Genomic DNA, 22,386 nt, shown 5'->3' with positions numbered 1-22,386 from the left:
TAAGCGTCGGTGCGGGGACCACCTGTTCAGGAGATGGAAATGAGGAAGCTGTTGGCCACGGCCGCATTCCTGTTGGCGAGCACAGCTGCCCAGGCGCAGTACACGTTCGAATATGGCGGACACACCATCCGCATCGACCCCGACCGCGGCACGGTTCAGATCCCCGGCGTGTACGACAACACCGGCCAGACCAAGGCCAAGAAGGCCAAGAAGAACGAAACGGCGCCGGGCCAGCAGCCGCCCCAGCAAGCCACGGTCGAGCCGCAAACGCCGGCTGCACCAGTTCCCGCGCCTGCCCCAATCGCCCCGCCGCCCGCGGCGGCCCAAGCGCCTGCGGCTCCTCAAGCGCCCGCGGCTGCCCAGGCGCCTGCGCCGGCCTCCGCGGCCGTGGCGCCACCGCCGGCTCCCCCTGCGGCGCCAACCGCCAGCAATGCGCCGGCCGAGACCGCGGTATTGCCGCCGCCCACGCCGCCGGCCCCCCCTCCGGCTCCGGCGCCGGCCACGCAGCAGGCCGCTCCCGCCGCGCCCCCACCGCCGGCCCCAGCCGCGGCTGCGGCTCCGCCGCCTCCCGCTCCACCCCCTGCTCCCGCGCCGGTTCAGGCGGCGGCGGTCGCTCCGCCCGCCCCAGCGGCCGCGCCCACGCGCGATCTCAATTCACCTCTCGGCGTCTGGCTCACCGAGGAGAAGGAAGGCAAGGTCCGCATCGAGCAATGCGGCAGCAATCTCTGCGGCTATTCGGTCGACAGCAAATCGAACCAGAACGGCGAGCAGGTTCTGATCAACATGAAGCCCGGCAAGGACCAGAAATGGTCCGGCCGCATTCTCGATCCGAACTCCGGCTCGACCTACGATTCGACCATCGCGATGAAGGGCACCGATCGCCTGCGCGTGCAGGGCTGCGCCTTCGGCGGCATGTTCTGCGGCGGCCAGACCTGGACGCGGGTGAACTGAGCGGCGCCGATTGGATCGAAGCCAACATGGCGCAGCCAGGCTGACGTTTATTCGCCGGACAACCGCAATCGGCAACGCGACTGCCAGTCGCTGTCACCGCCAATGAGAGCGCTGCGGCCCTCCTGTCACCGGGCCGCGCAATAACCCTCGATTGTGAACCATTTCATATCTGCCCGCCGTCGTTGCTTCTAGTCTGGATTGATAGCCAGACTATTTGCCACCGTCATACACCGCATTTGGCACCGTTTCGCCGAGACACGTAGACTCGAAACGAGTCATTCCCCCGACCTCGTTTCGGCGCCGGTAGTTGCGTAAGCGAGCGAGGTTGTTATGGAGGAACTCCGTGCGACACCATCGCTAGTCTCGGGTGACCGGGGCCCCCACTCGCTGATGTCGGAGCAAGGCATCAGGCGGCATGTCATCGGCGCACTCCGAAGTCGGCAGACGAGCCTGACCAGCGCGCTGCAGCCTCTGGTCCAAGAGCAAGCGCGCATGCTCGTTTCGGAATTCGGTTTCGACGCTCAGACCGTCGGTAAGATCCTGCAATCGCAAAACACCATGCTGAGCGTCTTGTCGGATCGGTATGACGCGCTCGATGAGGCCGCACATTACGGCGAGATTCCCTTCGTCGAACTGGCGCACGACGGCCGCATCGTCTATTCGAACGCGGCATTCGACAAGCTCTTGCCCGGCAGACGCGGCGTTCCCTTCTCCGGCCTGTTCGGATCACGTGCAGCCGACGTGTGGATGGCCCTCCAGGCCAACCACAACTCTAGCTTACGCGCAGACATCCAGACCAATGACATGGTTCGTCAGGTCAGAGTCGAAATTGGCCCGCTGCGCGACGAAGATGGCATGCCGGGCAATTACGCGCTGCTTCTCGACCAGAGCGCCGAACAGAGCCGCCTCGATGCCCTGCAGGATGGCGTGCTCCGCACCGACCTGATCGGCAAGATCCGATTCGCGAACGATCGCGCGGTGCAGGTTCTGGGATTCTCGGAATCAGAACTCAGGGAGATGCCGCTCTCCCAGGTGTTCGGACCCGATGACGAGGGAACGACGAACCTGTTCGGCGAATGGATCACAAAGCAAACGGGTTTCTCGGGTTTCGTTCGGCTGCGCCCAAAAGACGGGCGCTCCATTCTGGCAAGGGTGAGCGGAACTCCCTACATGGAAGCACCGAACAGTTCGGCGGGGCTATTGGTGCTGTTCGCTCCCCTTGCCGAAGATCGCGCGCGCCAGGAGCTCAGGACAATTCTCGCCGAGCACGATGATCCACAAGAGATCATCGAGGCAACGCTTCAGGCGATCGGCAAGGTCATCCCGTTCGAAATGAGCACGTTCGGGGTCTACAGCGATCTCAACGACTTTTGGCGGGCGCTCACGATCTTTCCAAAACCCAGCTGGGAGTGGAGCACGCGTTGGTTCAAGGTGCCACCTGGCGTGATCGAGTGGCTCGAGCAGGGCAAGACGTGGGACAACAATCTGGCCGCGTTCGTCGAGAGCCGCAATCCCGAGGAAAAGGACAATCCGGTAAGCAAAGCCATCATCGCCGACAAGTTCGAGTCGATGCTCGTATTGCCGATACGCAAGGCGGGAGGCCGGTTTGGAAGCTCGCTGGCTCTGCTGTCCCGCAAGCACAAATACACCCCTGCCGATCTACGCACGCTGCAAAATCTCGGCGTCGAAGAGATATTGCAGGCCGCCGACGCGGCCATGGAACATGCGCAGGCGCGCGCCTTGCGCAAACTCAAGGATGATTTGAACAAGGCACCGAGTGCGCGCGCCATCGCCGAGCTGCTGGCCACCGGCACGACGCAATGCCTGGGCTGGGAATATGTCGGCGTGTTCCGGATCGATCGCCTGCGCGGCAAGTTCGTGCTGGTCGCCGAGTACGTCAAGAACGACCGCAACCTGCTCGTGAAAGCGGCCGGCCGCAAGGCCGAATACACCCAGGAGCTGTCCAGCGGCATGCTTGGCAGCTGCCTGGCCGAGCGGAACATTCTTGTCGTCCCCGACGTCAGCGATACCGAGCGGAACTACGGCTTCATCAAGACCGCCCCCGATCAACGATCGGCCATGACGGTCCCCCTCCTCGTGAACGGCAAGATCGAGCTGATCCTGGACATGGAATCATCAGAGCTGAACGCGTTCCGTGGGCCCGATCGCGACGCGGCAAGCGGCCTCGCCGCCGACTGTGAACAGATCTTTGCGGCTCGCTGGCACGAAGCGATCGAGCACGCGCTCATGAACAGAATCGAGCAGGCGGCCGTCATCGTGGATGCCGTTGGGACGATCTGCCACATGAATGGTGCGGCGGCCAACATCTTCGGCCGGGCGCGTGACAAGAAGCTCTCGACATTTGGCGCCCGGCCTGAAGATTCCGCGCAACTGTCGGAATCCGGGATCCAGCACCGTCTTCGTCTACACCTGACGATCGGCGATGCGCCGCGCACCGAACTGACGGTTCTCGCAAGTCGCGAGCCGTTGAACGACGATTATGGTCATCAGCTCTGGCTGTTCACCAGCCTTGCCGATCAAAGTCGGGAGAGCGACTGGGGCTATCTGGAGGAGACTGTCACATCCGTTGCGCGCGAGACGCGCGCCCCGCTCTTGATGGCTGACGGCTTGCTGCGCGGCGCAGCGTCGCTCCTGAGCAAGCCAGAGCTCATGCAGAATTGCGCCGGTCTGCTCGAGCAGGCCGCCAACCACCTGCTCAAGGCCGATCTGACTTTCGAACGTCTGTCCGAGCGTCTCGTCGTGCAGCAGACGCCGCAGGAAGTCCCCGAACTATTCGACGCATTGGAAGTGCTCTATCACGAGGTCGAGGGCCTTCCAGTCGAGGATCGCGACGCGATCCACTTCATCGACGAGATTGCGACGCGCCGCCCCCTGCTGGTCAAGGGATGGACGAAGCGTTTGAGCTTTGCGTTTCGCTCTGCCCTCAGCTCCCTGCTGTCGTTGCGCATCACGCCGAACGACAAATTGACCGTGACGATCGCGGAACGACCGCAGCATCACCTCTCGGTGTCCATGCGCTTGCCCGCAATGATCGCCGACACCCTGGCTCCGTCGGCGGCGGACCCGATCGAGCAGAGCCAGCACCGGGCACGGCAGATGGCCAGCGTCGCGGTCGAGGCGATACGCAAGGCGGCCGAGCAGCACGACGGCACTCTGACCGATTTGGACGGCGCAGGCTTCGAGTTCAACCTGCCATTGTGCGCGCAGGAGGCACCGGTATGACAGCCAAGATTGCGATCGCCACCGCAGAGGCAAACATGTTCGAAACGCTGCGGGCGCAGCTGCTCGCGGCGGGAGTGGCCATGGAGGAATTGTACGACAAGCCTCTGATGACCCCGGACCAGACCAACGAGTGGCTCGTCGCGAATGAGACCGAGCTGCTCGTGCTCGATGCCCGGTTGCCGACCGACCCGACTGCCGTCTACGACACACGTACGACTCTCGGCGCGAAGCACGTGCTCAACACCGTCGTATTGGCCCAGGACCCGCACACTTCCGTGCTGGTCATCGCGCCCTCGTTCGGGACCTGCACGGACCTGGAGGAAGAGTGCCGGGCGGCGGGCAATGCGTTGATCCTGCCGATGGACGCGCTGCAGCTGCACCGGCACCGGATCTTGCGCCCGTTCATTGCGATGCTCACCGGTCGTCCGGACGAGACGAATGCGATCCCGGGCGCGTTCCGCGTGGTCGAGATCGAGATCCATAGCGCCAAGGTGGAATGCCGGCTCGGAACGGGCGAAGACGGCTCCCCGATGCTTCGCTGGAACACCATCAGCGATCTCGATGACCTCAAGTCTGCCGCTCAAACCTATGCGCGCGACGAGATGCCGCCGAACAATTGGCTCGGCCAGACGCGCGACGTTGGAACACGCCTGTTCAAGAGCTTCGTCGTCAAAGCGATCGGAGAACATCTGTTCTCGCAGATCGAGAAGTCCGCAGGCGGGCTGGTGGGACTGTCGTTCCGGTTCGTCATCAGCGACGCAGGCTTTTATGCGGTGCCCTTCGAGGCCAGCGTGCGTTATCTCTCGGAGGAAAATGGGCCATTCGTGCTGCTCTATGCGCCGATTGTCCGGCGCATTCCGTTCTTCGTCCGTGGAAGGGCCAGTGAGCGAGCGCGGATCAGTCCGGGCGCGAAGCTGATGTTCGTTCGCTCTCAGATCGGCGAACATCCCGATCTGAAGCTCGACAGCGCGATCTGCGATGGCAAGAGGTTCGACAAGCTCGGCAATATCGATGCCGAACTGGAGCACGTGGAAAAGCTGGGCGCCGCAGGCTGTTTCGATTTGAAGGTCGTCAATTTGTCGGATGCCCCGCCGGGCGAGGCCGCCTCCTATTTGCTGAAGCAGCTGGACGCATTCCGGCCCACCATACTCCACTACGCCGGTCACGCCTGGAGCGATGGCCAGCAAACCGCGACCCTCGTCCTTCCCGGGATGAAGCCAGAGCAGGCGGTCGGGCTGAAACTGGACAGGGTGGCGGCCTCCGACGGCCTTTCAGCGACGACGCTCGTGTACCTCTCGGCCTGCCGTGGCATCTCGAAGGGCTGCGTTCAGCAACTGGTGATGAACGGAATCCCCTATGCGCTGGGCTTCCGATGGAATGTCGAGGACGAGCGCGCGCCGCAGTTCGCCAAGGAGTTCTATGACGAACTGTACCGGACGCGGTCCGTTTGCGTGGCGTTCCGGAAAGCGTGCCGCGCATCGTGGGAAAGCCTGAACTACGACGAGGAAAGCCCGATCTGGCTTTCTCCGATCCTGCTGGCGCAGTCGACCGATTGGGCAACACGCTGCCACTGAGCAGCTCGTAGTGGAAAGAATGTCATGACAGTCTGGGCCACGCTCAAGAACGTCGTCGACCACTGGGCGAGCCGCGAGCTGCGGCGCCCCTATGTCGGCTACGTCGCTTCGACCGGCAATGGGATCACGGCGGGACAGACCTTCGTGCCCGAAGCGAGCTACTTCGGCGTGCGTATGGTTGAAATGGGCTTGCGCGAAGGCGGCAAGTTCTTCAACTCGTTCCTCCCGCTCGGCGTCGTGCTCACCGAGTTCAGCTTCGGCGACGGGCGCCAGCGCCGTCCCACGATTTTGAGCAATGACGAGATCGCCGCTCAACTGAAGGCAGCCGGTGCCGCTCCGGGCTATGTCGACTTCAGGAATATCTATGCCGTCAGGCGCGCGCCCATGAAGCAGGACAACCTGTCTCTGTTCGTCGGGCTCTTCCGCCTTCCGTTTCACGATGTGGCACAGCAGGTCCTGCAACTGGCCGCCGACCTGACGACGCAGACCGGCCTCGCGCCGGGCGTTTCCGACGGGTTGCGTGTGGCTGAAAAGATCTACGACCGGGTCGCCGGCCTGTTCGGACTCAACATCGTCACGCCGTTGTTCTCGTATGCCGACGGCAATGCGCTTGGTCGCAGCGGCTACCTGCTGGTTGCAGGTTCCTACCTCGAAGAAGCGGTCGCCAAGCGGTTGGTGGTGACCGACGACCGCTTGCTGCTGGACGGCCAGCGTGTATCTGGACTGGACTATTGCCTCCTGGCCGTCGAGTTCACGGCCAGCCTGCTGCCCGACGGGCCTGACTCGATCAACCCTCTCACGCAGCTCGGATTTCATCGACACTGGCAGGGTGTCGCAGGCAGCATCATGAGGCGGGAGTTGGAGCGTGCGGACGAGCACATGCTGACTCTGCGCGCCGAGGTGATAACGTCGCCCGAACTTGCCGAAAACGATCGTCTCGTGGCGATCGGCGCCTACCAGACCAGCTACGACAAGCTCGTGGAGCGCGTGACGCCGAAAAACGCTCACCGCGGCTGGGAAAAGGCAATTCTGGGCGCCCCCAACGACAAGACGATCGCCAAGCCGGCCGTGACAGAGCTCCTGAAGGGCATGCAAATCCGCCTGCTCACCGGCATCAGGGATGCCCCGGAGGATCCCGACAAGCTTTTTGCGTCCGAGGCCTTCGCATTGCGAAAAACAGTCGGCAAGACTTCTCTGGTCGACACGGACTCCGCCGTCGCGCTGGCGCGCGTGATCGATCGCGCTGCGGCAGCAAGGTGACGGCACGAACCAGCCGTTTCGCGGCTCTGCCCGGCTGACGGGACGGCGCCCGGACACGGTCCTCGCCGTCACCGTCCGGCCGAATGCGTGACAGTCCTCACATCGGCCCGCCCCGCCTTGTGACACGCTGCCCCGCAGGTTCAGCCAATGGGGCGTGTCATGCGATATCTTTGCAAGGGTATGTTTGCCGCGATCTGGGCCGTCGCCCTGCTCTGCGGACCGGCGAATGCAGCATCGACCAGCTTCGACGGCGCCTGGAACGTGCGCATCTCGTCATCCAGCGAGACCTGCGGCAACGGCGCCACCGTCGCGATCGGCATCAACAATGGTCAGATCGCATCGAGCAGCGCGGCCGTATCGGCCTCAGGCCGCGTCGCTGACGCCGGCAGCATCAATGTTACCTTGAGCACCGGCATCAAGCGTGCCGTCGGCTTCGGCCGGCTCAGCGGCACCTCCGGCTCCGGCACGTGGCGCGGCGCGCTGTGCAGGGGCACGTGGACCGCGCAGCGGATGTAGCCTGCCGTGTCCCGGATCGGCGCCGCATCGCCCTACGGCGCCGCGGCTTGTCCGGGACACGAGGCTCTAACCCAGCGCTGCGCCGTACTCGGCGTCGGTGACCGGCTCGAGCCAGGTCGAGTACACACCGTCGAGCGCCTCCTGCATGGCGATGTGGCACATGCCGTTGGTCGGCGTGGCCCCGTGCCAGTGCAACTCGCCCGGCGGAATCCAGACAGTGTCGCCGGGACGGATTTCCCTGACGGGACCGCCCTTGGTCTGGACGCGGCCGACGCCGGAAATCACGTAGAGCGTCTGCCCGAGCGGATGATGGTGCCAGTTGGTGCGGGCGCCGGGCTCAAACGCAACACGCGAGCAGTTCAGCCGTGCCGGCGCGGGTGCCATGATCACGGGGTCCTGCCACACGGTGCCGGTGAAGTTTTCCTTGGGCGCGCGGCGGGTCGGCCGCGTGCCTGCAACAGTGATCTCCATGGGATTACCTCGCTTGCTTCCCGGTTACTTCTTGCTGGCGGCGTAGCGCGCCTTGGTCTCGGCGTTCATGGGGTAGAGGCCCGGCAGCACGGCGCCGTTGTTGACCTCGTTGACGATCCAGGCCTCCATGCGCTCCTGCTCGACGCCCTCGTTGAGCACGTGCTCGAGCATCGCCTGCGGGATCAGCACGCAGCCGTCCTGGTCGGCGACCACGATGTCGTTCGGAAACACGGCAACGCCGCCGCAGCCGATCGGCTCGCCCCAGCCGACGAAGGTGAGGCCCGCAACCGAGGGCGGCGCGGCATAGCCGTCGCACCAGACCGGCAGATTGGTGCCGAGCACGCCCTCGACGTCACGCACCACGCCGTCGGTGACGAGGGCGGTGACGCCGCGCTTGACCATGCGGGCGCACAGAATGTCGCCGAAGATGCCGGCATCGGTGATGCCCATGGCATCGACCACGGCGATACAGCCCTCCGGCATCGCCTCGATCGCGGTGCGGGTGGAGATCGGCGAGGACCAGGATTCCGGCGTCGCCAGATCTTCGCGCGCCGGCACGAAGCGCAGCGTGAAGGCCGGCCCAACCAGCCGCGGCAGACCGGGGCGCAGCGGCCGCGCGCCGCGCATCCACACATTGCGCAGGCCCTTCTTCAGCAGGACCGTGGTGATGGTGGCGGTGGTGATGCCGGCGAGGGTCTTGCGGGCTTCGGGGGACAGCGACATGGAAACAGACAAGCTCCGAGGTGCGGGAAATAACGCGCGCATCTTGCGATCCGCAGCCCCTGCGTCAAGGGCCAAGAGGCTCGCAATAACGCAGGGCCGGTGGGCCTTTATGCGACGCGATAACAAGGCTTTATCGCCTCCCCCTGCATTAATTTATTGGACTTGAGGGCGCATTTACGCGAAGCAGGGGTGACGCGGAACTCAAAGCTCGAGCCCGCGCTTTCCAAAGCCCGATTCCGACAGCTCTTCGACAGCTCAATGGCCGCGACGCTTCCCCCGCCCCGCCTTCTGCCCAGTGGCGACAGCGCCGTCACGGTCGAGTTCAGCCGCACCATCGACGAGGACGCCAACCAGCGCGTGCTGGCGCTGGACAAAGCGCTCGCGGCAAGCCCCATCGACGGCATCACCGAGACCGTGCCGACCTATCGCTCGCTGCTGGTGCACTACGACCCCTGCAAGATCGGTTTCGACGCGCTCGGCGAAAAGCTGCTTCCGATCGCGATCCAGCCGCCGCCGCCCGTGACCAAGGCGCGCCGCTGGCGCATTCCCGTCGCCTATGGCGGCGAGCACGGCATCGACCTCGAGGATGTCGCCAAGGCGCTGAACACCACGCCGGACGACATCGTCGCCCGGCATGCGGGCGGCGACTACAAGGTCGCCATGATCGGCTTCACGCCGGGCTGGTCCTATCTCAGCGGCCTCGACAAATCGCTGCATATGTCGCGGCGGCAAAATCCGCGGCTGCTGACGCCGGCCGGCACGATCTCAATCGGCGGCGTCCAGGCCGGAATCCAATGCCTGGCGGCGCCGAGCGGCTGGCATCTGCTCGGCCGCACGCCGGTGCGCACCTATCAGCTCCACCGCAATCCGACCTTCCTGACCGAACCCGGCGACCGCGTGACGTTCTTCGCCATCGACCACAAGACGTTCGAGGAGCTGGACCGCGCGGCGGAAGCCGGCGAGATCATTGCCGAGCAGGTGGACGCATGAGCCGGCTTGTCGTCGCCAGCATCGGCCCGGCAAGCTCCGTCCAGGACGGCGGCCGCCTCGGTGCGCAGCGCTACGGCCTGACGGTGAGCGGCGCGATGGATCGGCTGTCGCTGGCCGCGGCGAACACGCTCGTCGGCAACGCGCCGTTCGCGGCCGCCGTCGAGATCGGCCCGTTCGGTGCCGCCTTCACCGCCCGTGACGGCGCCGTGCGCGTGGCGATCTCAGGCGCGCCGCGCAACGCTGACGTCGCCGGGAACCCGGTCGCCATGGACACGTCAGTGACGCTGAAGGACGGCGAGACACTGACCCTGGGCTTTGCCCGCGGCGGCGCCTTCACCTATCTCGCGATCGAAGGCGCCATCACCGGCGAACTCGTGTTCGGCAGTCTCGCGGTCAATGCCCGCGCCGGCCTTGGCAGCCCCTACCCGCGCCCGCTCCAGGCCGGCGACGAATTCAGCGTCGCTGCCGCGAGCGGCGCAGGCGAGCTGCGCATCGAATTGCCGAAGCCGATGAGCGGCCCGATCCGGGTTCTGCTGGGGCCGCAGGACGACGAGTTCGACGAGGCCAACAAGTCGCTGTTCCTGGACAGCGAGTGGAAGATCTCGGCAACCTCCGACCGCATGGGCTACCGGCTCGAAGGCCCCGCGATCAAGCATCTGCACGGCCACAACATCGTCTCCGACGGCACCGTCAACGGCAGCATCCAGGTGCCCGGCAACGGTGCGCCGATCGCGCTGATGATGGATCGCGGCACCTCCGGCGGTTATCCGAAGATCGCAACCGTCATTACGGCCGATGTCGGCCGTCTTGCCCAGACCTCGGCGGGAACCGCGTTCCGCTTCAAGGCCGTCAGCATGGCCGAGGCGCAGGACGAGGCGCGCAGGTTTGCGCAATTGATCCGCAGCCTGCCCGATCGCCTGCGCTCCTCCGACACCGTCGCGCTCAACATCGCGGCGCTCAGCGATGCCAACGTTGCGGGCTATGCGGTGAGCGCCATGGACGCAGGGACTTGGCAGGTCGCGGCCGAGCCGTAAGCTACAACGAGACCAGAGGCGGAGAGCACCCATGAAGACGATCGATCTCAATTGCGACCTCGGCGAAGGTTTCGGCGCGTGGGAGATGGGCAACGACGCCGCCATGATCGAGCTGGCAAGCTCCGTCAACGTCGCCTGCGGCTTCCATGCTGGCGACCCCGACATCATGCGCCGGACGGTGGAGCTGGCGAAGGCGCGCGGCGTCTCGGTCGGCGCGCATCCCGGCTATCGCGACCTGCACGGGTTCGGCCGCCATCCGATCGCGGGCCTCAAGGCTTCCGAGATCGAGAACCTCGTCGCCTATCAGATCGGCGCACTGCAGGCGATCGCGACCGCGGCCGGCCACAAGGTCACGCATGTGAAGGCGCATGGCGCGCTCTCCAACGTCGCCTGCGAGGACGACATGACCGCCAGGGCGATCGCCGCCGGCATCAAAGCGGTCGACCCCAGCCTGATCTTCGTCGTGCTCGCCAATTCGAAGCTGGTGAAGGCCGGCGAAGACGCCAACCTGCCGATGGTGCACGAAGTGTTCGCCGATCGCGCCTATGAGGACGACGGCAACCTCGTCTCGCGCAAGAAGCCCGGCGCGGTGCTGCACGATGCCAAGGCGATCGCCGAGCGCGTGGTGCGCATGGTGCAGGACGGCGCGGTGGTCTCGGTGACCGGCAAGGTGATCAAGATGCGCACGGACACGGTCTGCATCCATGGCGATACGCACGGCGCCGTGGAGATCGCGCGGACCTTGCGTCAGGCGTTGAAGGCGGCGGGGATCGAGGTGGCGCCGTTCAGGCGCGGGTGAGGCACGAAAGGTGCCGTAGGGTGGGCAAAGCGACTTGTCCGCCGTAGCTCGAAGAGCGAAGGCGGAAGCGTGCCCACCAAACCGAAGTTGTATATTGAGAGATGGTGGGCACGGCGCGAGTGCGCCTTTGCCCACCCTACGAGAGCTTTAAAACGGATGCACCGAGAGCGTGCCGAACACGATCGCGGCGATGACCGCAAAGGCGCTGTAAAGCGCCAGATGATGGGCATTCGCCCGGGTCTGCCGCGAGAGCGAGCGCGCGTAGAAGTGCAGTCTGGCTTCCGCCGATAGTTCGCGCATGGTCGATCTCCAACGCCCCATTTGCGGGAGTATGAGGGATCAACCAGGGCGGGAGGCAAGATGGTGGCGCAAATAGCGATGCGCCTCCTTCGAGGCGGCCCTCTCGCAGACGTAAATTCTCTTAAGGCTCGGGTTCCGAGAATCTTATTCGTTCAAATCCGAGCCAGTCGGAACCCGCCAAATGATAGCGGAACGGCAACTCTCGTAGGGGTGGGCAAAGCGAAGCGTGCCCACCACCTGTCTCAATCAGGAAGAGATGGTGGGCACGGCGCGCGAAGGGCGCGCCTTTGCCCACCCTACGGCGCCGCGCAGATCGAAGCAGGTTTCCCGCCCCTGCCCCCATGCGCCTTAATAGACATCCGCCTGGAAGCGCCCGGTCTTTTTGAGCTCGGCGACGAAACTGACGGCCTCGTCGGTCGAACGTGCGCCGAATTGGGCGACGATGTCCACCAGCGCGCGCTCGACGTCCTTGGCCATGCGCTTGGCATCGCCGCAGATGTAGAAATGCGCGCCTTCGGCAAGCCACGTCCACAGCTCGCGGCCGACCTCCCGCATGCGGTCCTGCACGTAGAACTTCTTTTCGCCGTCGCGCGACCAGGCCAGCGACATGCGCGTGAGCAGACCCGAGGTCTTCATCGCATTGAGCTCCTCCTGGTAGAAGAAGTCGCAATCGCTGCGCTGATGGCCGAAGAACAGCCAGTTCTTGCCGGGCGCGCCGGTCGCCTTGCGGTCGAGCAGGAAGGCGCGGAACGGCGCGATGCCGGTGCCGGGACCGACCATGATGATCGGCGTCTTGGGGTCCTGCGGCAGGCCGAAACCGTGCGCCTTCTGCACGTAGACCTTGAGCTTGTCGCCCTCATTGATGCGTTCGCCGAGGAAGGTCGAGGCGACCCCGAGGCGCTTGCGCTTGCCGATGACGTAGCGCACGGAATCGACGGTCAGCGACAGCTTTCCGGGCGTCGCATTGTGCGACGACGAGATCGAGTAGAGCCGCGGCTGCAGCGGCTCGAGCGCCTCGACGAAGGCCTCGGGGTGCGGCCGCGTGCCGGAAAACTTCTGCAGCCCGGCCATGACGTCGAGGGTAGCGGCATCGCCATCGGGGTCCTCTCCCTGCGCCAGCGCCCGCGCCTTTTCGCGCGCCCCGCCGCCGGTGATGAAGGAGATCAGCTCGAACAGGCTGTCGGGCGCCGGCGACAGCGAGACGTCGTCGATCAGCACCTCGCGCAGCGTCTTGCCGTTCACCTTGGTGGTGTGGGAGGCACCGAGCAGCGCGATGATCTGGTCGACGAGACCGACATCGTTGCGCGCGAACACGCCAAAGCTGTCGCCGACGACGTAGTCGAGCTTGCTCTCGGAGAGATCGAACTCGACGTGATAGGTTTCCTTCTCCGACTTCCCCTTGTTGAGCAGGCGGCGCGACAGGAAGGTCGCAGGCACAGGATTGTCGCGTGAGCGGCCCGGCTCCGCGATCGTCACCGTCACGGCCGGCGCCGGAGCGTCCGGCTTGTCCGCCGCCTTGGCCGCCGGGGCCTTGTCGAGCTCCTCGTAGAGCGACTTCAGCATCCGCGCGGTTTCCTTGCCGCCGGGGACACAGAGGTTGAGCCGCGCTTCGCTGCGGCTCGCGATCGCTTCCGAATAATCGTGGCAATTGTAGCCGCACTGGCCGCAATCCTGCTGCGCCATCGCCGCCATCATCTTGCGGCGCACCGGCCGTCCCTCGGCGAGCTTCATCCGCTCGGCGATCGGCATGGTCTGGTCATGCCAGGGCGCTTCGCCGTCGTCACCGTCGCCGGCCGCACCTTGCATGACGGCGGCGCCCTGCTCGGCCGACAGCGGCGCGGCGACGTCCGGCGACAGCAGCCCGGCAAAGAAACCGTTCAGCCAGGAGCGCTGCGCATCGGAGAACGGTGCACTGGCGGGAATGATATCGAGCCTGGGCGGAGGAGTGATCTGGTTCATGCGGACACCTGTGCATCGGCAAGCTTGCGCAGCGTCTCGCCGTCATGGCGGCGCGCGAAGGAAAGGAAGGTTTCGTCAGACGACGAGCGATGGGCGATATAGGCCTTGAGCAGCGCCTCGACCGTCTTCGGCGCGTCCTCGGCCTTGAGGTCGTGATAGACCTCCTGTCCGACGTCGGCGTCCGGGCCGAATCCGCCGCCGGTGAAGAGGTGATAACCCTCGACCGTGTCGTCCTCGTTGACGGGCACGCGTGCGCCGATCAGGCCGATGTCGCTGATGTAATGCTGCGCGCAGGAATGATGGCAGCCGGTGACGTGGATGTTGACCGGCTTGTCCATCGCGACGCGCGGCTCGCACCAATCGCCGATCTCGGCGGCGTGGCGCTTGGTATTCGCCGCGGCGAAGCGGCAGCCGGCATTGCCGGTGCAGGCGATCAGGCCGGCGCGGATGTGCGAGGCCTCGACCGCGAGCCCGATCTGCTTGATCGCCGCAATGGCAAGCTCGACGTTCTCGTCGCGCACGCCCGATATCAGCAGGTTCTGCCAGACCGTCAGCCGGATCTCGCCGTCGCCGAGGTCGTGCGAAACCTTGGCCAGCCCCCGCATCTGGTCGCTTGTCAGCTTGCCGAGCGTCAGCGACACGCCGATCCAGTTGAGACCGACCTGCTTCTGCTTGTGCACGCCGACATGCGCCATGCGGTCGGCGGCCGGCCGCGGCGCGAACGCCTCCTCCGGCACGCGCGTGAACGGCGTCTTCAGCCGCTCCTCGACCAGCTTGAGGAAGCCGTCATGGCCCATCGCGTCGAGCACGTATTTCAGCCGTGCCTTGTTGCGGTTGGTGCGGTCGCCATGGTCGATGAACACACGCACGATGGCGTCGGCGACGGCGGTCGCCTGCTCCGGCTTGACGATGATGCCGGAATATTTTGCAAAGTCCTTGTGGCCGGTGATGCCGCCGAGGCCGAGGCGGAACCAGACACCCGGCTCGACACCAAAACCGTCCTTCACCTCATACGCCGTGAACGCGATGTCGTTGGTCTCCTCTAGCACCGCGATCCTGCCGGCCCCGTCAAAGGCGACGTTGAACTTGCGCGGCAGGCCGTAGAGCGAGCGGTCGTTGAGGATGTGGTAGTGCCACTCGCGCGCATAGGGCCGCGTGTCGAGGATCTCTTGCGGATCGATGCCGGCCGTCGGCGTTCCCGTCACGTTGCGGATGTTGTCGGCGCCGGAGCCGCGCGAGCACAGGCCGAGCTCCTGGATGCCCTCGAGCAGCTTCACCGCATGCTTCGGCGGTATCTCGCGGAGCTGGAGATTGGCGCGGGTCGTGACATGGCTATAGGGGCCGCAGAGCTCATCGGCGAGATCGGCAAGGCCCGACAGCTGCCAGTGCTTCATGATGCCGTTCGGAATGCGCAGGCGGCACATGTAGGAGTCCTGCGTCGGCGCGACGTAGAAGATGCCGTAATAGCGCCAGCGGAAATTGTCCGCCGGGCTCGGCGGCGCATTATCGAGCGCCTGCTGGCGCAGCCGCGGATAGGCGTCGAAGGGATGCTCGTCGCGCTTGAACTTCTCCTGGTCGGCGAGCTTCTTGCCCGCCGCGATCACCTTGTCCTGCGCCTTGATGTGCACGGCATCGGGACCAACAGGCTCGGCATTCGCCTTGCCGGCGCCGCCGCCCAGACCGCGCCCGACCCGGCTGATCTGCAGACCGGTCGTGAAGCCTTCGAGATAGCGTTTCTGCTCGTCGGTAAAGTCGACTGAGAGCGTATCGATTTTCATGGTCGGTAACGAAGCTCCTGCGGCCACCTGGTGGCATCGACGGATATTGCGCGACCCGCGAGGACCGAGGCTGGCTCCAAGAGCCGGCTTCGCTACCCCAGCGGTCCGATCAGCTTCGTTGCTGCGGGACTCGGCTCAGCAGGCATCTGTGACAAGCTGGCCGCACTGCAATATTCAAGTTGCGTGCCAGCTTGGGGGAAATGGAAAGCTTTGCGTTTACAACCGATTACGCACACACCCGGAAGATCCCGGGTCGTACATTTTCACGAAATTCGTGCACCCTGGCCAACATTTGGGCAATAAATCTGCATGCTCAAAAACGATGCAGGTCGAATCAGGTTCGCCAGCGTCCTACCTCGAAGGCCTCGAGATGCCCCCGGATGTTGGCGGGATCGAAGACCGGGCCGGCGAAAGCGCCGAACGCCGCGGCAGGCGGCTCGGGCGGCCGGCGGCCGAGGGCCGCGTCGTACAAATCGGGCCTGAACACGGCCATCGCCGTCTTGACGCCCTCGGGCGTCAGTACCGTCTGCCCCCAACGCACCATCTGCGCATAGAGCCAGGCGGCCTGGACCGGATCGGGGCGCCCTGCCCCTTCCCGCCCCACCAGCAGATAGCGGCCGCTTTCGCGCAACGTGCCGTCAGGAGAAATCTTCAGGCGTCCGGTCAAGGTGCGCTGGATGACCTCGGCATCGACCCCGATCCGCTCGGGCTGCGCCAGGATCTGCGCCGCCTCGGTCAGGTTCGCCGGGTTCTCGATGAACTCGGCCGCCTTCACCGCCGCACGCACCAGGCTAGCGACCACGTCCGGATGCTTGTCGGCCCAGACCTGACGAACCGCCAACACCTTCTCGGCGGCGCGGTCGAGGATGTCGGAGACGAAATGCAGGATGTGACCGATGCCGAGATCGACCGCGATCGAGTTCCAGGGCGCACCGACGCAGAACGCATCGACATGGCCATTGGCGAGGCTGTCGACCATGTAGGGCGGCGGCAACACCACGAGGCGCACGTCCTCGTCCGGATCGACACCGGCCGCGGCCATCCAGAACCGCAATTGATAATTGTGGGTCGAGAACGGGAAGGTCATGCCGAAGGTCAGCGGCTCGGCACCCAGCTTGCGCCTGATGGCAACCACCTTCGCCAGTGCTTTCGCCGTCACCATCGGATCGAAACGGTCGCCGTCGATCTGCTCCATCAGCGCGGCATGAAGCGCCGGCGACACCGTGATCGCATTGCCGTTGATGCCGAGATTGAAGGGCGCGGCGATCGGCACCTTGACGTGGCCGAGCCCGAGCGAGGACGCGATCGCCACTGGCGCCAGAAGATGCGCGGCGTCGAACAGCCCGATATTGAGCTTGTCGCGGACATTGGACCAGGAGACCTCGCGCACCAGCTCGACGTCGAGCCCTTCGGCGGCGGCAAATCCCTTGTCGACGGCGATGATCAGCGCGGCGGCATCGACCAGCGGAATGAACCCGATGCGAAGGGGGGCGGTCATTTCAGCATCTCCGAGGCGGTGATGATCGACTGCGCGATCTCACCGATTTTCTTCTTCTCGCGCATCGCGGTGGAGCGCAGCAGCACATAGGCCTCGTCCTCGGTCAGGCCTTTCACCTTCATCAGGATGCCCTTGGCACGTTCGATGATCTTGCGGTCCTCGAGCTGCGACTTGGTGCGATCGAGCTCCTCCTGGAGCTTGGCGAAGGCGTTGAAGCGGGACACGCAGAGGTCGAGGATCGGCTTGATGCGCTCCTTCTTCAGCCCGTCGACGATGTAGGCGGACACCCCCGCCTCCACCGAGGCCTGGATCGAGGCGGAATCGCTCTGATCCACGAACATCGCGATCGGCCGTTTGACGGCGCGGCTGACCTGGAACATCGCCTCCAGCACGTCGCGGCTGGGGTTCTCCAGATCGATCAGGATGATGTCGGGATCGACCGCATAAATACGGGCAAGCAGGCTCTGCATCTCGCTGATATGGACGACCTGCGTGAATCCGGCCTCCCGCAATCCCTCCTGCAGGATCGCGGCCCTGACCGGGCTTTCGTCGACGATCACGATTTTGGGCGACTGTTCGGCGCTCATAGCTCACTCACGGCAGGTGCTTCATCCATAGCACGCCGGATCGCCCTGCAAAGGGTTGTAATTGTGGGCAATTGGGACTAGCTGAGGCCGGTCAATCAGGCAGATTTGGATATGGATCAGACGGCTGCGCCCAAGGTCAGCTTCGTGTCGCTCGGGTATGCCTGAGACAACGATGTAAACTTTCCGTACCGCCCGCTCGCAAGAAAATGCTCGCGCAAGCCGTCGTGTACTCTTTAAGGCAAGACTTCAGCTTTCGGCTGCGAAGCGGAACTCATGCTCTCAGGGAATCTTAGCGCCAACGATCATATTTTCGAGAAGAGGCACGGTGGCCAGCACCGCCGCCTCATTGCGGCCGGAGACCGCTAGCCGCACGACGTAGGTGTTGCCGTCCTTGTCGAGATCGGCGTAATGCGCGATCACTTCGATCGGCTGGTCCTTCAGGGACGGATTGTCGTAGCGGTTGATGATGACCTTAGGGTTGACCGAGGGAAGCTTGACGATCTTTGCATTCTTGCCGGATGTCGTTGCCCAATCCCGATCACTGGCAGCGACCCACTGAACCAATTTGGTCCGGCCCTTGTTGTAGCGGCCTTCGGCATAGATGATTGCTTCTGCGTCACCGAAGTTCTTCCCGTTAGGCACGAACATCGATGCGCCGTACTTAAGGCTCGCGGCCTCGTCCCTCACCCACCCATCAGGCGCTATCACGCGTGGCCTGAATTCCGGACACAATCGTTCTTGCCGATCGCAGACATGGATGATCTTGTCGACTTCAGCTCGCGCCGGAAACATAGCGCCATAGGAAACGGTAGCGAAAGCCAAGCCGAAGATGAATCTGCGCATCGCAGTTAAGCTCCGTGGAATAGCCAAGAAACAGAATAACAACTAAAACGTGCAGATTCGAGCAATTCATCTCGGCTCCTCCACTCGCTCGATCCGAATGAGCCTCCAGATCAGGAACCTCAGTCAGTCCGTATCTTTCCGAGTGCAGGTCAAGTACCGCGAGTACTGCTGTCGCGCCGCATACGTTAGTTGTTGAATTTCGTCATCGGTTCAATTAGTTGGATCGCAAATCCAGACAATTCAGATAGGCTCCAGGCGATTATGGACAGAGCGCCGCGTATTTCATTCACATCACTCGGCTGCCCCAAGGCTTTGGTGGATTCCGAGCGCATCATCACGCGCCTGCGCGCCGAGGGTTATGAGCTCGCCCGCAGGCATGACGGCGCCGACATCGTCATCGTCAACACCTGCGGCTTCCTCGACAGCGCCAAGCAGGAATCGCTTTCGGCGATCGGCGAGGCCATGGCCGAGAACGGCAAGGTGATCGTGACCGGCTGCATGGGCGCGGAACCGGAAGCGATCGAGCAGGCCTATCCCGGCGTGCTCTCCATCACCGGCCCACAGCAATATGAGAGCGTGCTCGATGCCGTGCACCGCGCGCTGCCGCCTGCGCACAATCCGCATCTCGACCTGGTGCCACCGCACGGCATCAAGCTGACGCCGCGCCATTACGCGTACTTGAAGATCTCCGAGGGCTGCAACAACCGCTGCACCTTCTGCATCATCCCGAAGCTGCGCGGCGACCTGGTCTCGCGCCCGGCCAATGACGTGCTGCGCGAGGCCGAGCGCCTGGTCGGCGCCGGCGTCAAGGAGCTGCTGGTGATCTCGCAGGACACCTCGGCCTACGGCGTCGATCTCAAATATGCCGAGAGCCCGTGGAAGGACCGCCAGGTCCGCGCCAAATTTTTGGACCTCGCGCGCGAGCTCGGCGAGCTGGGCGCCTGGGTGCGGCTGCAATACGTCTACCCCTACCCGCATGTCGACGAGGTCATCGCGCTGATGAACGAGGGCAAGGTGCTGCCCTATCTCGACATCCCGTTCCAGCATGCAAGCCCCGAGGTGCTGAAGGCGATGAAGCGTCCGGCGGCGCAGGACAAGACCTTGGCGCGGATCAAGCGCTGGCGCGAGGAATGTCCCGATCTCGCTTTGCGCTCGACCTTCATCGTCGGCTTCCCCGGCGAGACCGATGCCGACTTCGCCTATCTGCTCGACTGGCTCGATGAGGCTGAGATCGACCGCCTTGGCTGCTTCAAATACGAGCCGGTCGCCGGCGCCACCTCGAACGCGATCGAGAACCCGGTGCCGGAAGAGGTCAAGCAGGAGCGCTACAATGCGCTGATGGCCCGCCAGCAGAAGATCTCCGCGCGCCGGCTGAAGCGCAAAGTCGGCACGCGCCAGCAGATCATCATCGACGAGGTCGGACCGACCGTCGCCAAGGGTCGCTCCAAGGCCGATGCGCCGGAGATCGACGGCGCGGTGTACCTGACGAGCCGCCGCCCCTTGCGCGTCGGCGAGATCGTCACCGCCAAGATCGAGCGCGCCGATCAGTACGACCTGCACGGCAGCGTCGCGGGGTTCTGACGGCACCTCGCTGTTGCGATCGGTCTCGCCGCGAGGTTGCTGCAACCTCTCCCGCTTGCGGGAGAGGTCGGCGCGAAGCGCCGGGTGAGGGCTTTGTCCTCATCGGGAGTCTCATTGTGGATAGAGCCCTCTCCCCACCCCTCTCCCGGCAAGCGGGAGAGGGAGCGGACCACTGCTCGGGCTACAACTTCACACCAGCCATTTCGGCACCCAGCGCTCGGGGCGCGGGGCACGGGCGAGATCGGCCTTGGCTTCGGACAGCAGCGCCGGCTCGCCGTCGATGGTCGGGCGGACATCGTATGCGAAGCTCGGCATGACGCGGCCGTCGGCATGGAGGCCGAAATTCATCGCGTACCACAGCCCAAGCTCGGGCTGCGCACGGCGCATCTCCTCGCGCAGATCGCGCAGCAGAGACTCGATCGATGCGGCCTCTTCGAACGGCTGCGGCCCGCGCGAGAGCACGCGCGCTTCGTACTGCGCGCCGACGATCGCGACCTCGAAGCGGGTCTGGTCCCAGGGCTTCTTGCCCTTGGGCAGATGCGCCGCGAGCCGCCAGCCGAGCTCGGCCATCAGCCGATGATTGGCCCAATAGTCCTCCCGCTCCCGGCTCCACTTCTCCATGAAACCGCGGAAGTCGGGCAGCTCCGACGACATTTCCTCGGCCGCTGTCGGCTCGCCCTGCGGCCGTCCGGCGAGCCATTGCGCGAGCTCGACCGTCTGGCACTCCACCTCCTCGCACGGCTTCAGATCGCTCCAGGTGTCGTCGAATTGTTGCGATGTCAGTTTGGCGAGCAGGCCGTCGAGGCTCGGCGCCAGCAATTCGTAATCGCCCTCCGACCCCAGCCCGACGATCGGCGGATTGTCGCGGTCGAGACCTGCGCCGTACCAGCCACCGACGGCCGAACCGTCCGGCAGCCGCATGAACAGCGAAAACCTGTCCCGCAAGGGACTGCCGTCGATGATCGGCGCGTGATCGGAGAACTGGCCTTGCAGCGAAAAACAGCCGACGCTGCCCCACGGGCGCCCGTCGAGCCAGGCGGCAAAGTCGACCAGCAGCGGAGGCGCTTCGATGCCCGGCGGAAATGCGCCGCGAACGCTGTCGAGATCGATTGGATAAGGCGTATCGGACAAGGCTGAAACTGTCTCGTTGGTCCCGCCCCTCTTGGTCTGAGCCGAGTTGCATCCGGTTCGAACCAATTCGCGTACCTCGATCACAAACGCGCCAGCGACGCGATGGTTTCTGCGGGCGCGACAATGAAATGACGGGAAACCAGCGGTATCCGGGAGCGGACTATGCCCGCCCGATGACCGCATCGGCCTCGCTCGCACGCTTCGTCGTCTCGGCTGCCGCGGCGCTACGCGGAGCGTATTGTGACACTATAGTGCATTCACGCAGAGGTCACGGACTCGGCCTAACTCTGCCCGCGCTTTTCAACGCGAGCGAGGAACGAGGATGAGCCTCTCGGGCATGCTGCGCACACAGCGCTTCGACGATTACCGCTTCTACCACCAGAGCACCGTCAACCAGACGCTGCACCTCTTCAGCGCCGCGATCTTCCTGTTCTGCTACGCGCTGCTGTTCGTTGACCCCGCACTCGCCGGCATCGTCGGCTGGCTTGCGATGCTGACGCGGCAGACCGGGCATTTCTTCTTCGAGCCGAACGGCTATGACGCCGTCAACGACGTCAGCAACGAGTACAAGGAAGCGATCAAGGTCGGCTACAACCAGACCCGCAAGATCATCCTGCTGTTGGTATGGGGCAGCGCGCCGATCGCGCTGTATTTCCATCCGGCGCTGTTCGGAGTTTTCGATCCGCCGGCCGGGCGTCTCGACTTCATCCGGCACGTCGGCACGCTCTGGCTCGCGATCGGCATCGGCGGCGGCCTTGCCCGCATGCTCCAGCTCTTCGTCACGCGCGACCTCACGACCGGCCTGGTCTGGTCGTTCAAGGTGCTGACCGACCCCTTCCACAACATCGCGCTGTACTGGAGATCGCCGCTCAAGCTGATGCGCGGCGAGCTCTTGGACACCGCGATTGCGGACGCGGATTGGGGCGAGGAGGATGCCGAGGAAGCCGCCCACCTCACCTGACCGATGCACGCGAGGCGGGTGTTCGGCAAAACGCCCGCTTGACAAGCCCTGCCATTCGGCTGTACGGACGCGCCCCATGATCAACCGGACCAACCAGCGCACCACCATGCTCCGTCGTCGCTCCCGCGACGATGAGAGGGTGCGCCATGTCCGACGACGCCGCTGAACCACTAAAATTCAGCCGAAG

Annotated in this window: 19 protein-coding genes; 10 read left to right on the top strand and 9 right to left on the bottom strand. The window is 64.6% G+C overall.

What is annotated here, in order from left to right; translation table 11 throughout:
• Positions 1 to 39 precede the first annotated feature (39 nt).
• The 5 genes from D6B98_RS14215 to D6B98_RS14195 all read left to right on the top strand — a co-directional run bounded on the left by D6B98_RS14215 (position 40) and on the right by D6B98_RS14195 (position 7,544).
• Positions 40 to 951 carry a DUF2147 domain-containing protein gene (locus tag D6B98_RS14215; RefSeq protein ID WP_126257620.1) on the top strand — a complete coding sequence of 304 codons (912 nt, stop codon included), beginning with the start codon at positions 40 to 42 and terminating at the stop codon, positions 949 to 951.
• Positions 952 to 1,443: 492 nt separating this feature from the next.
• On the top strand, positions 1,444 to 4,194 hold the full coding sequence (locus D6B98_RS14210) for a PAS domain-containing protein (protein WP_164718594.1): 2,751 nt from the start codon (positions 1,444 to 1,446) through the stop codon (positions 4,192 to 4,194).
• Positions 4,191 to 5,768, top strand: a complete 1,578-nt coding sequence (locus D6B98_RS14205) for a CHAT domain-containing protein (RefSeq protein WP_164718593.1) — start codon at positions 4,191 to 4,193, stop codon at positions 5,766 to 5,768. The genes D6B98_RS14210 and D6B98_RS14205 overlap by 4 nt, the downstream gene beginning before the upstream one ends.
• 24 nt (positions 5,769 to 5,792) lie before the next feature.
• The gene (locus tag D6B98_RS14200) at positions 5,793 to 7,028 is read left to right on the top strand and encodes a hypothetical protein (RefSeq protein WP_126257617.1); all 1,236 of its coding nucleotides are present in this window, start codon (positions 5,793 to 5,795) and stop codon (positions 7,026 to 7,028) included.
• A 159-nt stretch (positions 7,029 to 7,187) separates the two neighbouring features.
• Complete coding sequence (locus tag D6B98_RS14195; RefSeq protein ID WP_126257616.1) at positions 7,188 to 7,544, top strand: hypothetical protein; 357 nt, start codon at positions 7,188 to 7,190, stop codon at positions 7,542 to 7,544.
• Positions 7,545 to 7,610: 66 nt separating this feature from the next.
• Here D6B98_RS14195 and D6B98_RS14190 read toward each other — a convergent pair whose 3' ends face one another.
• Together D6B98_RS14190 and D6B98_RS14185 are read right to left on the bottom strand one after the other, a co-directional pair.
• Entirely contained in the window at positions 7,611 to 8,015 is a 405-nt protein-coding gene (locus tag D6B98_RS14190) for a (R)-mandelonitrile lyase (protein WP_126257615.1), read from the bottom strand.
• 24 nt (positions 8,016 to 8,039) lie between these two features.
• Positions 8,040 to 8,738: a ribonuclease activity regulator RraA gene (locus tag D6B98_RS14185; RefSeq protein WP_028136365.1), complete on the bottom strand. Its 699-nt coding sequence runs from the start codon at positions 8,736 to 8,738 to the stop codon at positions 8,040 to 8,042.
• 258 nt (positions 8,739 to 8,996) lie between these two features.
• On the opposite strand from D6B98_RS14185, the gene pxpB reads away from it, so the two are divergent.
• The 3 genes from pxpB to D6B98_RS14170 are packed head-to-tail and all read left to right on the top strand — an operon-like array spanning position 8,997 to position 11,561.
• Complete coding sequence (pxpB, locus tag D6B98_RS14180; RefSeq protein ID WP_126257614.1) at positions 8,997 to 9,728, top strand: 5-oxoprolinase subunit PxpB; 732 nt, start codon at positions 8,997 to 8,999, stop codon at positions 9,726 to 9,728.
• Entirely contained in the window at positions 9,725 to 10,762 is a 1,038-nt protein-coding gene (locus D6B98_RS14175; protein WP_126257613.1) for a 5-oxoprolinase subunit C family protein, read from the top strand. The genes pxpB and D6B98_RS14175 overlap by 4 nt, the downstream gene beginning before the upstream one ends.
• Before the next feature lie 31 nt (positions 10,763 to 10,793).
• Complete coding sequence (locus tag D6B98_RS14170) at positions 10,794 to 11,561, top strand: LamB/YcsF family protein (RefSeq protein ID WP_126257612.1); 768 nt, start codon at positions 10,794 to 10,796, stop codon at positions 11,559 to 11,561.
• Between the two features lie 147 nt (positions 11,562 to 11,708).
• Here the strand turns inward: D6B98_RS14170 and D6B98_RS14165 are convergent, their stop codons facing one another.
• The 6 genes from D6B98_RS14165 to D6B98_RS14140 form a co-directional block, all read right to left on the bottom strand.
• Positions 11,709 to 11,861 carry a hypothetical protein gene (locus tag D6B98_RS14165; RefSeq protein WP_035677849.1) on the bottom strand — a complete coding sequence of 51 codons (153 nt, stop codon included), beginning with the start codon at positions 11,859 to 11,861 and terminating at the stop codon, positions 11,709 to 11,711.
• 348 nt (positions 11,862 to 12,209) lie between these two features.
• Positions 12,210 to 13,820 (bottom strand): sulfite reductase subunit alpha, encoded by a 1,611-nt coding sequence (locus D6B98_RS14160; RefSeq protein WP_126257611.1) that lies wholly within the window; start codon positions 13,818 to 13,820, stop codon positions 12,210 to 12,212.
• Positions 13,817 to 15,598: a NirA family protein gene (locus tag D6B98_RS14155; protein ID WP_126257610.1), complete on the bottom strand. Its 1,782-nt coding sequence runs from the start codon at positions 15,596 to 15,598 to the stop codon at positions 13,817 to 13,819. The genes D6B98_RS14160 and D6B98_RS14155 overlap by 4 nt, the downstream gene beginning before the upstream one ends.
• Before the next feature lie 334 nt (positions 15,599 to 15,932).
• Positions 15,933 to 17,096: a CmpA/NrtA family ABC transporter substrate-binding protein gene (locus D6B98_RS14150; protein WP_126257609.1), complete on the bottom strand. Its 1,164-nt coding sequence runs from the start codon at positions 17,094 to 17,096 to the stop codon at positions 15,933 to 15,935.
• Positions 17,093 to 17,683 (bottom strand): ANTAR domain-containing response regulator, encoded by a 591-nt coding sequence (locus D6B98_RS14145; RefSeq protein ID WP_126257608.1) that lies wholly within the window; start codon positions 17,681 to 17,683, stop codon positions 17,093 to 17,095. Before D6B98_RS14145 ends, D6B98_RS14150 begins: the two co-directional genes overlap by 4 nt.
• 279 nt (positions 17,684 to 17,962) lie before the next feature.
• Positions 17,963 to 18,526, bottom strand: a complete 564-nt coding sequence (locus D6B98_RS14140; protein ID WP_126257607.1) for a hypothetical protein — start codon at positions 18,524 to 18,526, stop codon at positions 17,963 to 17,965.
• Between the two features lie 261 nt (positions 18,527 to 18,787).
• Here D6B98_RS14140 and rimO point away from each other — a divergent pair, with 261 nt between their 5' ends.
• Positions 18,788 to 20,107: a 30S ribosomal protein S12 methylthiotransferase RimO gene (rimO, locus tag D6B98_RS14135; protein ID WP_126257606.1), complete on the top strand. Its 1,320-nt coding sequence runs from the start codon at positions 18,788 to 18,790 to the stop codon at positions 20,105 to 20,107.
• 189 nt (positions 20,108 to 20,296) lie between these two features.
• On the opposite strand, the gene D6B98_RS14125 is transcribed toward rimO, so the two are convergent.
• Positions 20,297 to 21,238 (bottom strand): hypothetical protein, encoded by a 942-nt coding sequence (locus D6B98_RS14125; RefSeq protein WP_164718592.1) that lies wholly within the window; start codon positions 21,236 to 21,238, stop codon positions 20,297 to 20,299.
• A gap of 322 nt (positions 21,239 to 21,560) precedes the next feature.
• Between D6B98_RS14125 and D6B98_RS14120 the strand changes: the two genes are divergently transcribed.
• Positions 21,561 to 22,199: a hypothetical protein gene (locus tag D6B98_RS14120; protein WP_126257604.1), complete on the top strand. Its 639-nt coding sequence runs from the start codon at positions 21,561 to 21,563 to the stop codon at positions 22,197 to 22,199.
• The last annotated feature ends 187 nt before the right edge of the window (positions 22,200 to 22,386 follow it).

It is taken from the genome of Bradyrhizobium sp. LVM 105, assembly GCF_003957705.1.
GTDB lineage: Bacteria > Pseudomonadota > Alphaproteobacteria > Rhizobiales > Xanthobacteraceae > Bradyrhizobium > Bradyrhizobium frederickii.
The sequence above is the reverse complement of the archived record's forward strand: the minus strand, read 5'-3'. Positions and strand labels throughout refer to the sequence as shown.

What these genes read in the sequence shown, in the direction of transcription:
- D6B98_RS14195 (WP_126257616.1), top strand. Translation starts at nt 7,188, where the DNA reads ATGCGATATCTTTGCAAGGGTATGTTTGCCGCGATCTGGGCCGTCGCC.
- D6B98_RS14140 (WP_126257607.1), bottom strand. Translation starts at nt 18,526, where the DNA reads ATGCGCAGATTCATCTTCGGCTTGGCTTTCGCTACCGTTTCCTATGGC.
- D6B98_RS14155 (WP_126257610.1), bottom strand. Translation starts at nt 15,598, where the DNA reads ATGAAAATCGATACGCTCTCAGTCGACTTTACCGACGAGCAGAAACGC.
- D6B98_RS14175 (WP_126257613.1), top strand. Translation starts at nt 9,725, where the DNA reads ATGAGCCGGCTTGTCGTCGCCAGCATCGGCCCGGCAAGCTCCGTCCAG.
- D6B98_RS14120 (WP_126257604.1), top strand. Translation starts at nt 21,561, where the DNA reads ATGAGCCTCTCGGGCATGCTGCGCACACAGCGCTTCGACGATTACCGC.
- rimO (WP_126257606.1), top strand. Translation starts at nt 18,788, where the DNA reads ATGGACAGAGCGCCGCGTATTTCATTCACATCACTCGGCTGCCCCAAG.
- D6B98_RS14165 (WP_035677849.1), bottom strand. Translation starts at nt 11,861, where the DNA reads ATGCGCGAACTATCGGCGGAAGCCAGACTGCACTTCTACGCGCGCTCG.
- D6B98_RS14215 (WP_126257620.1), top strand. Translation starts at nt 40, where the DNA reads ATGAGGAAGCTGTTGGCCACGGCCGCATTCCTGTTGGCGAGCACAGCT.
- D6B98_RS14210 (WP_164718594.1), top strand. Translation starts at nt 1,444, where the DNA reads ATGCTCGTTTCGGAATTCGGTTTCGACGCTCAGACCGTCGGTAAGATC.
- D6B98_RS14170 (WP_126257612.1), top strand. Translation starts at nt 10,794, where the DNA reads ATGAAGACGATCGATCTCAATTGCGACCTCGGCGAAGGTTTCGGCGCG.
- D6B98_RS14190 (WP_126257615.1), bottom strand. Translation starts at nt 8,015, where the DNA reads ATGGAGATCACTGTTGCAGGCACGCGGCCGACCCGCCGCGCGCCCAAG.
- D6B98_RS14145 (WP_126257608.1), bottom strand. Translation starts at nt 17,683, where the DNA reads ATGAGCGCCGAACAGTCGCCCAAAATCGTGATCGTCGACGAAAGCCCG.
- D6B98_RS14150 (WP_126257609.1), bottom strand. Translation starts at nt 17,096, where the DNA reads ATGACCGCCCCCCTTCGCATCGGGTTCATTCCGCTGGTCGATGCCGCC.
- D6B98_RS14185 (WP_028136365.1), bottom strand. Translation starts at nt 8,738, where the DNA reads ATGTCGCTGTCCCCCGAAGCCCGCAAGACCCTCGCCGGCATCACCACC.
- D6B98_RS14200 (WP_126257617.1), top strand. Translation starts at nt 5,793, where the DNA reads ATGACAGTCTGGGCCACGCTCAAGAACGTCGTCGACCACTGGGCGAGC.
- pxpB (WP_126257614.1), top strand. Translation starts at nt 8,997, where the DNA reads ATGGCCGCGACGCTTCCCCCGCCCCGCCTTCTGCCCAGTGGCGACAGC.
- D6B98_RS14160 (WP_126257611.1), bottom strand. Translation starts at nt 13,820, where the DNA reads ATGAACCAGATCACTCCTCCGCCCAGGCTCGATATCATTCCCGCCAGT.
- D6B98_RS14205 (WP_164718593.1), top strand. Translation starts at nt 4,191, where the DNA reads ATGACAGCCAAGATTGCGATCGCCACCGCAGAGGCAAACATGTTCGAA.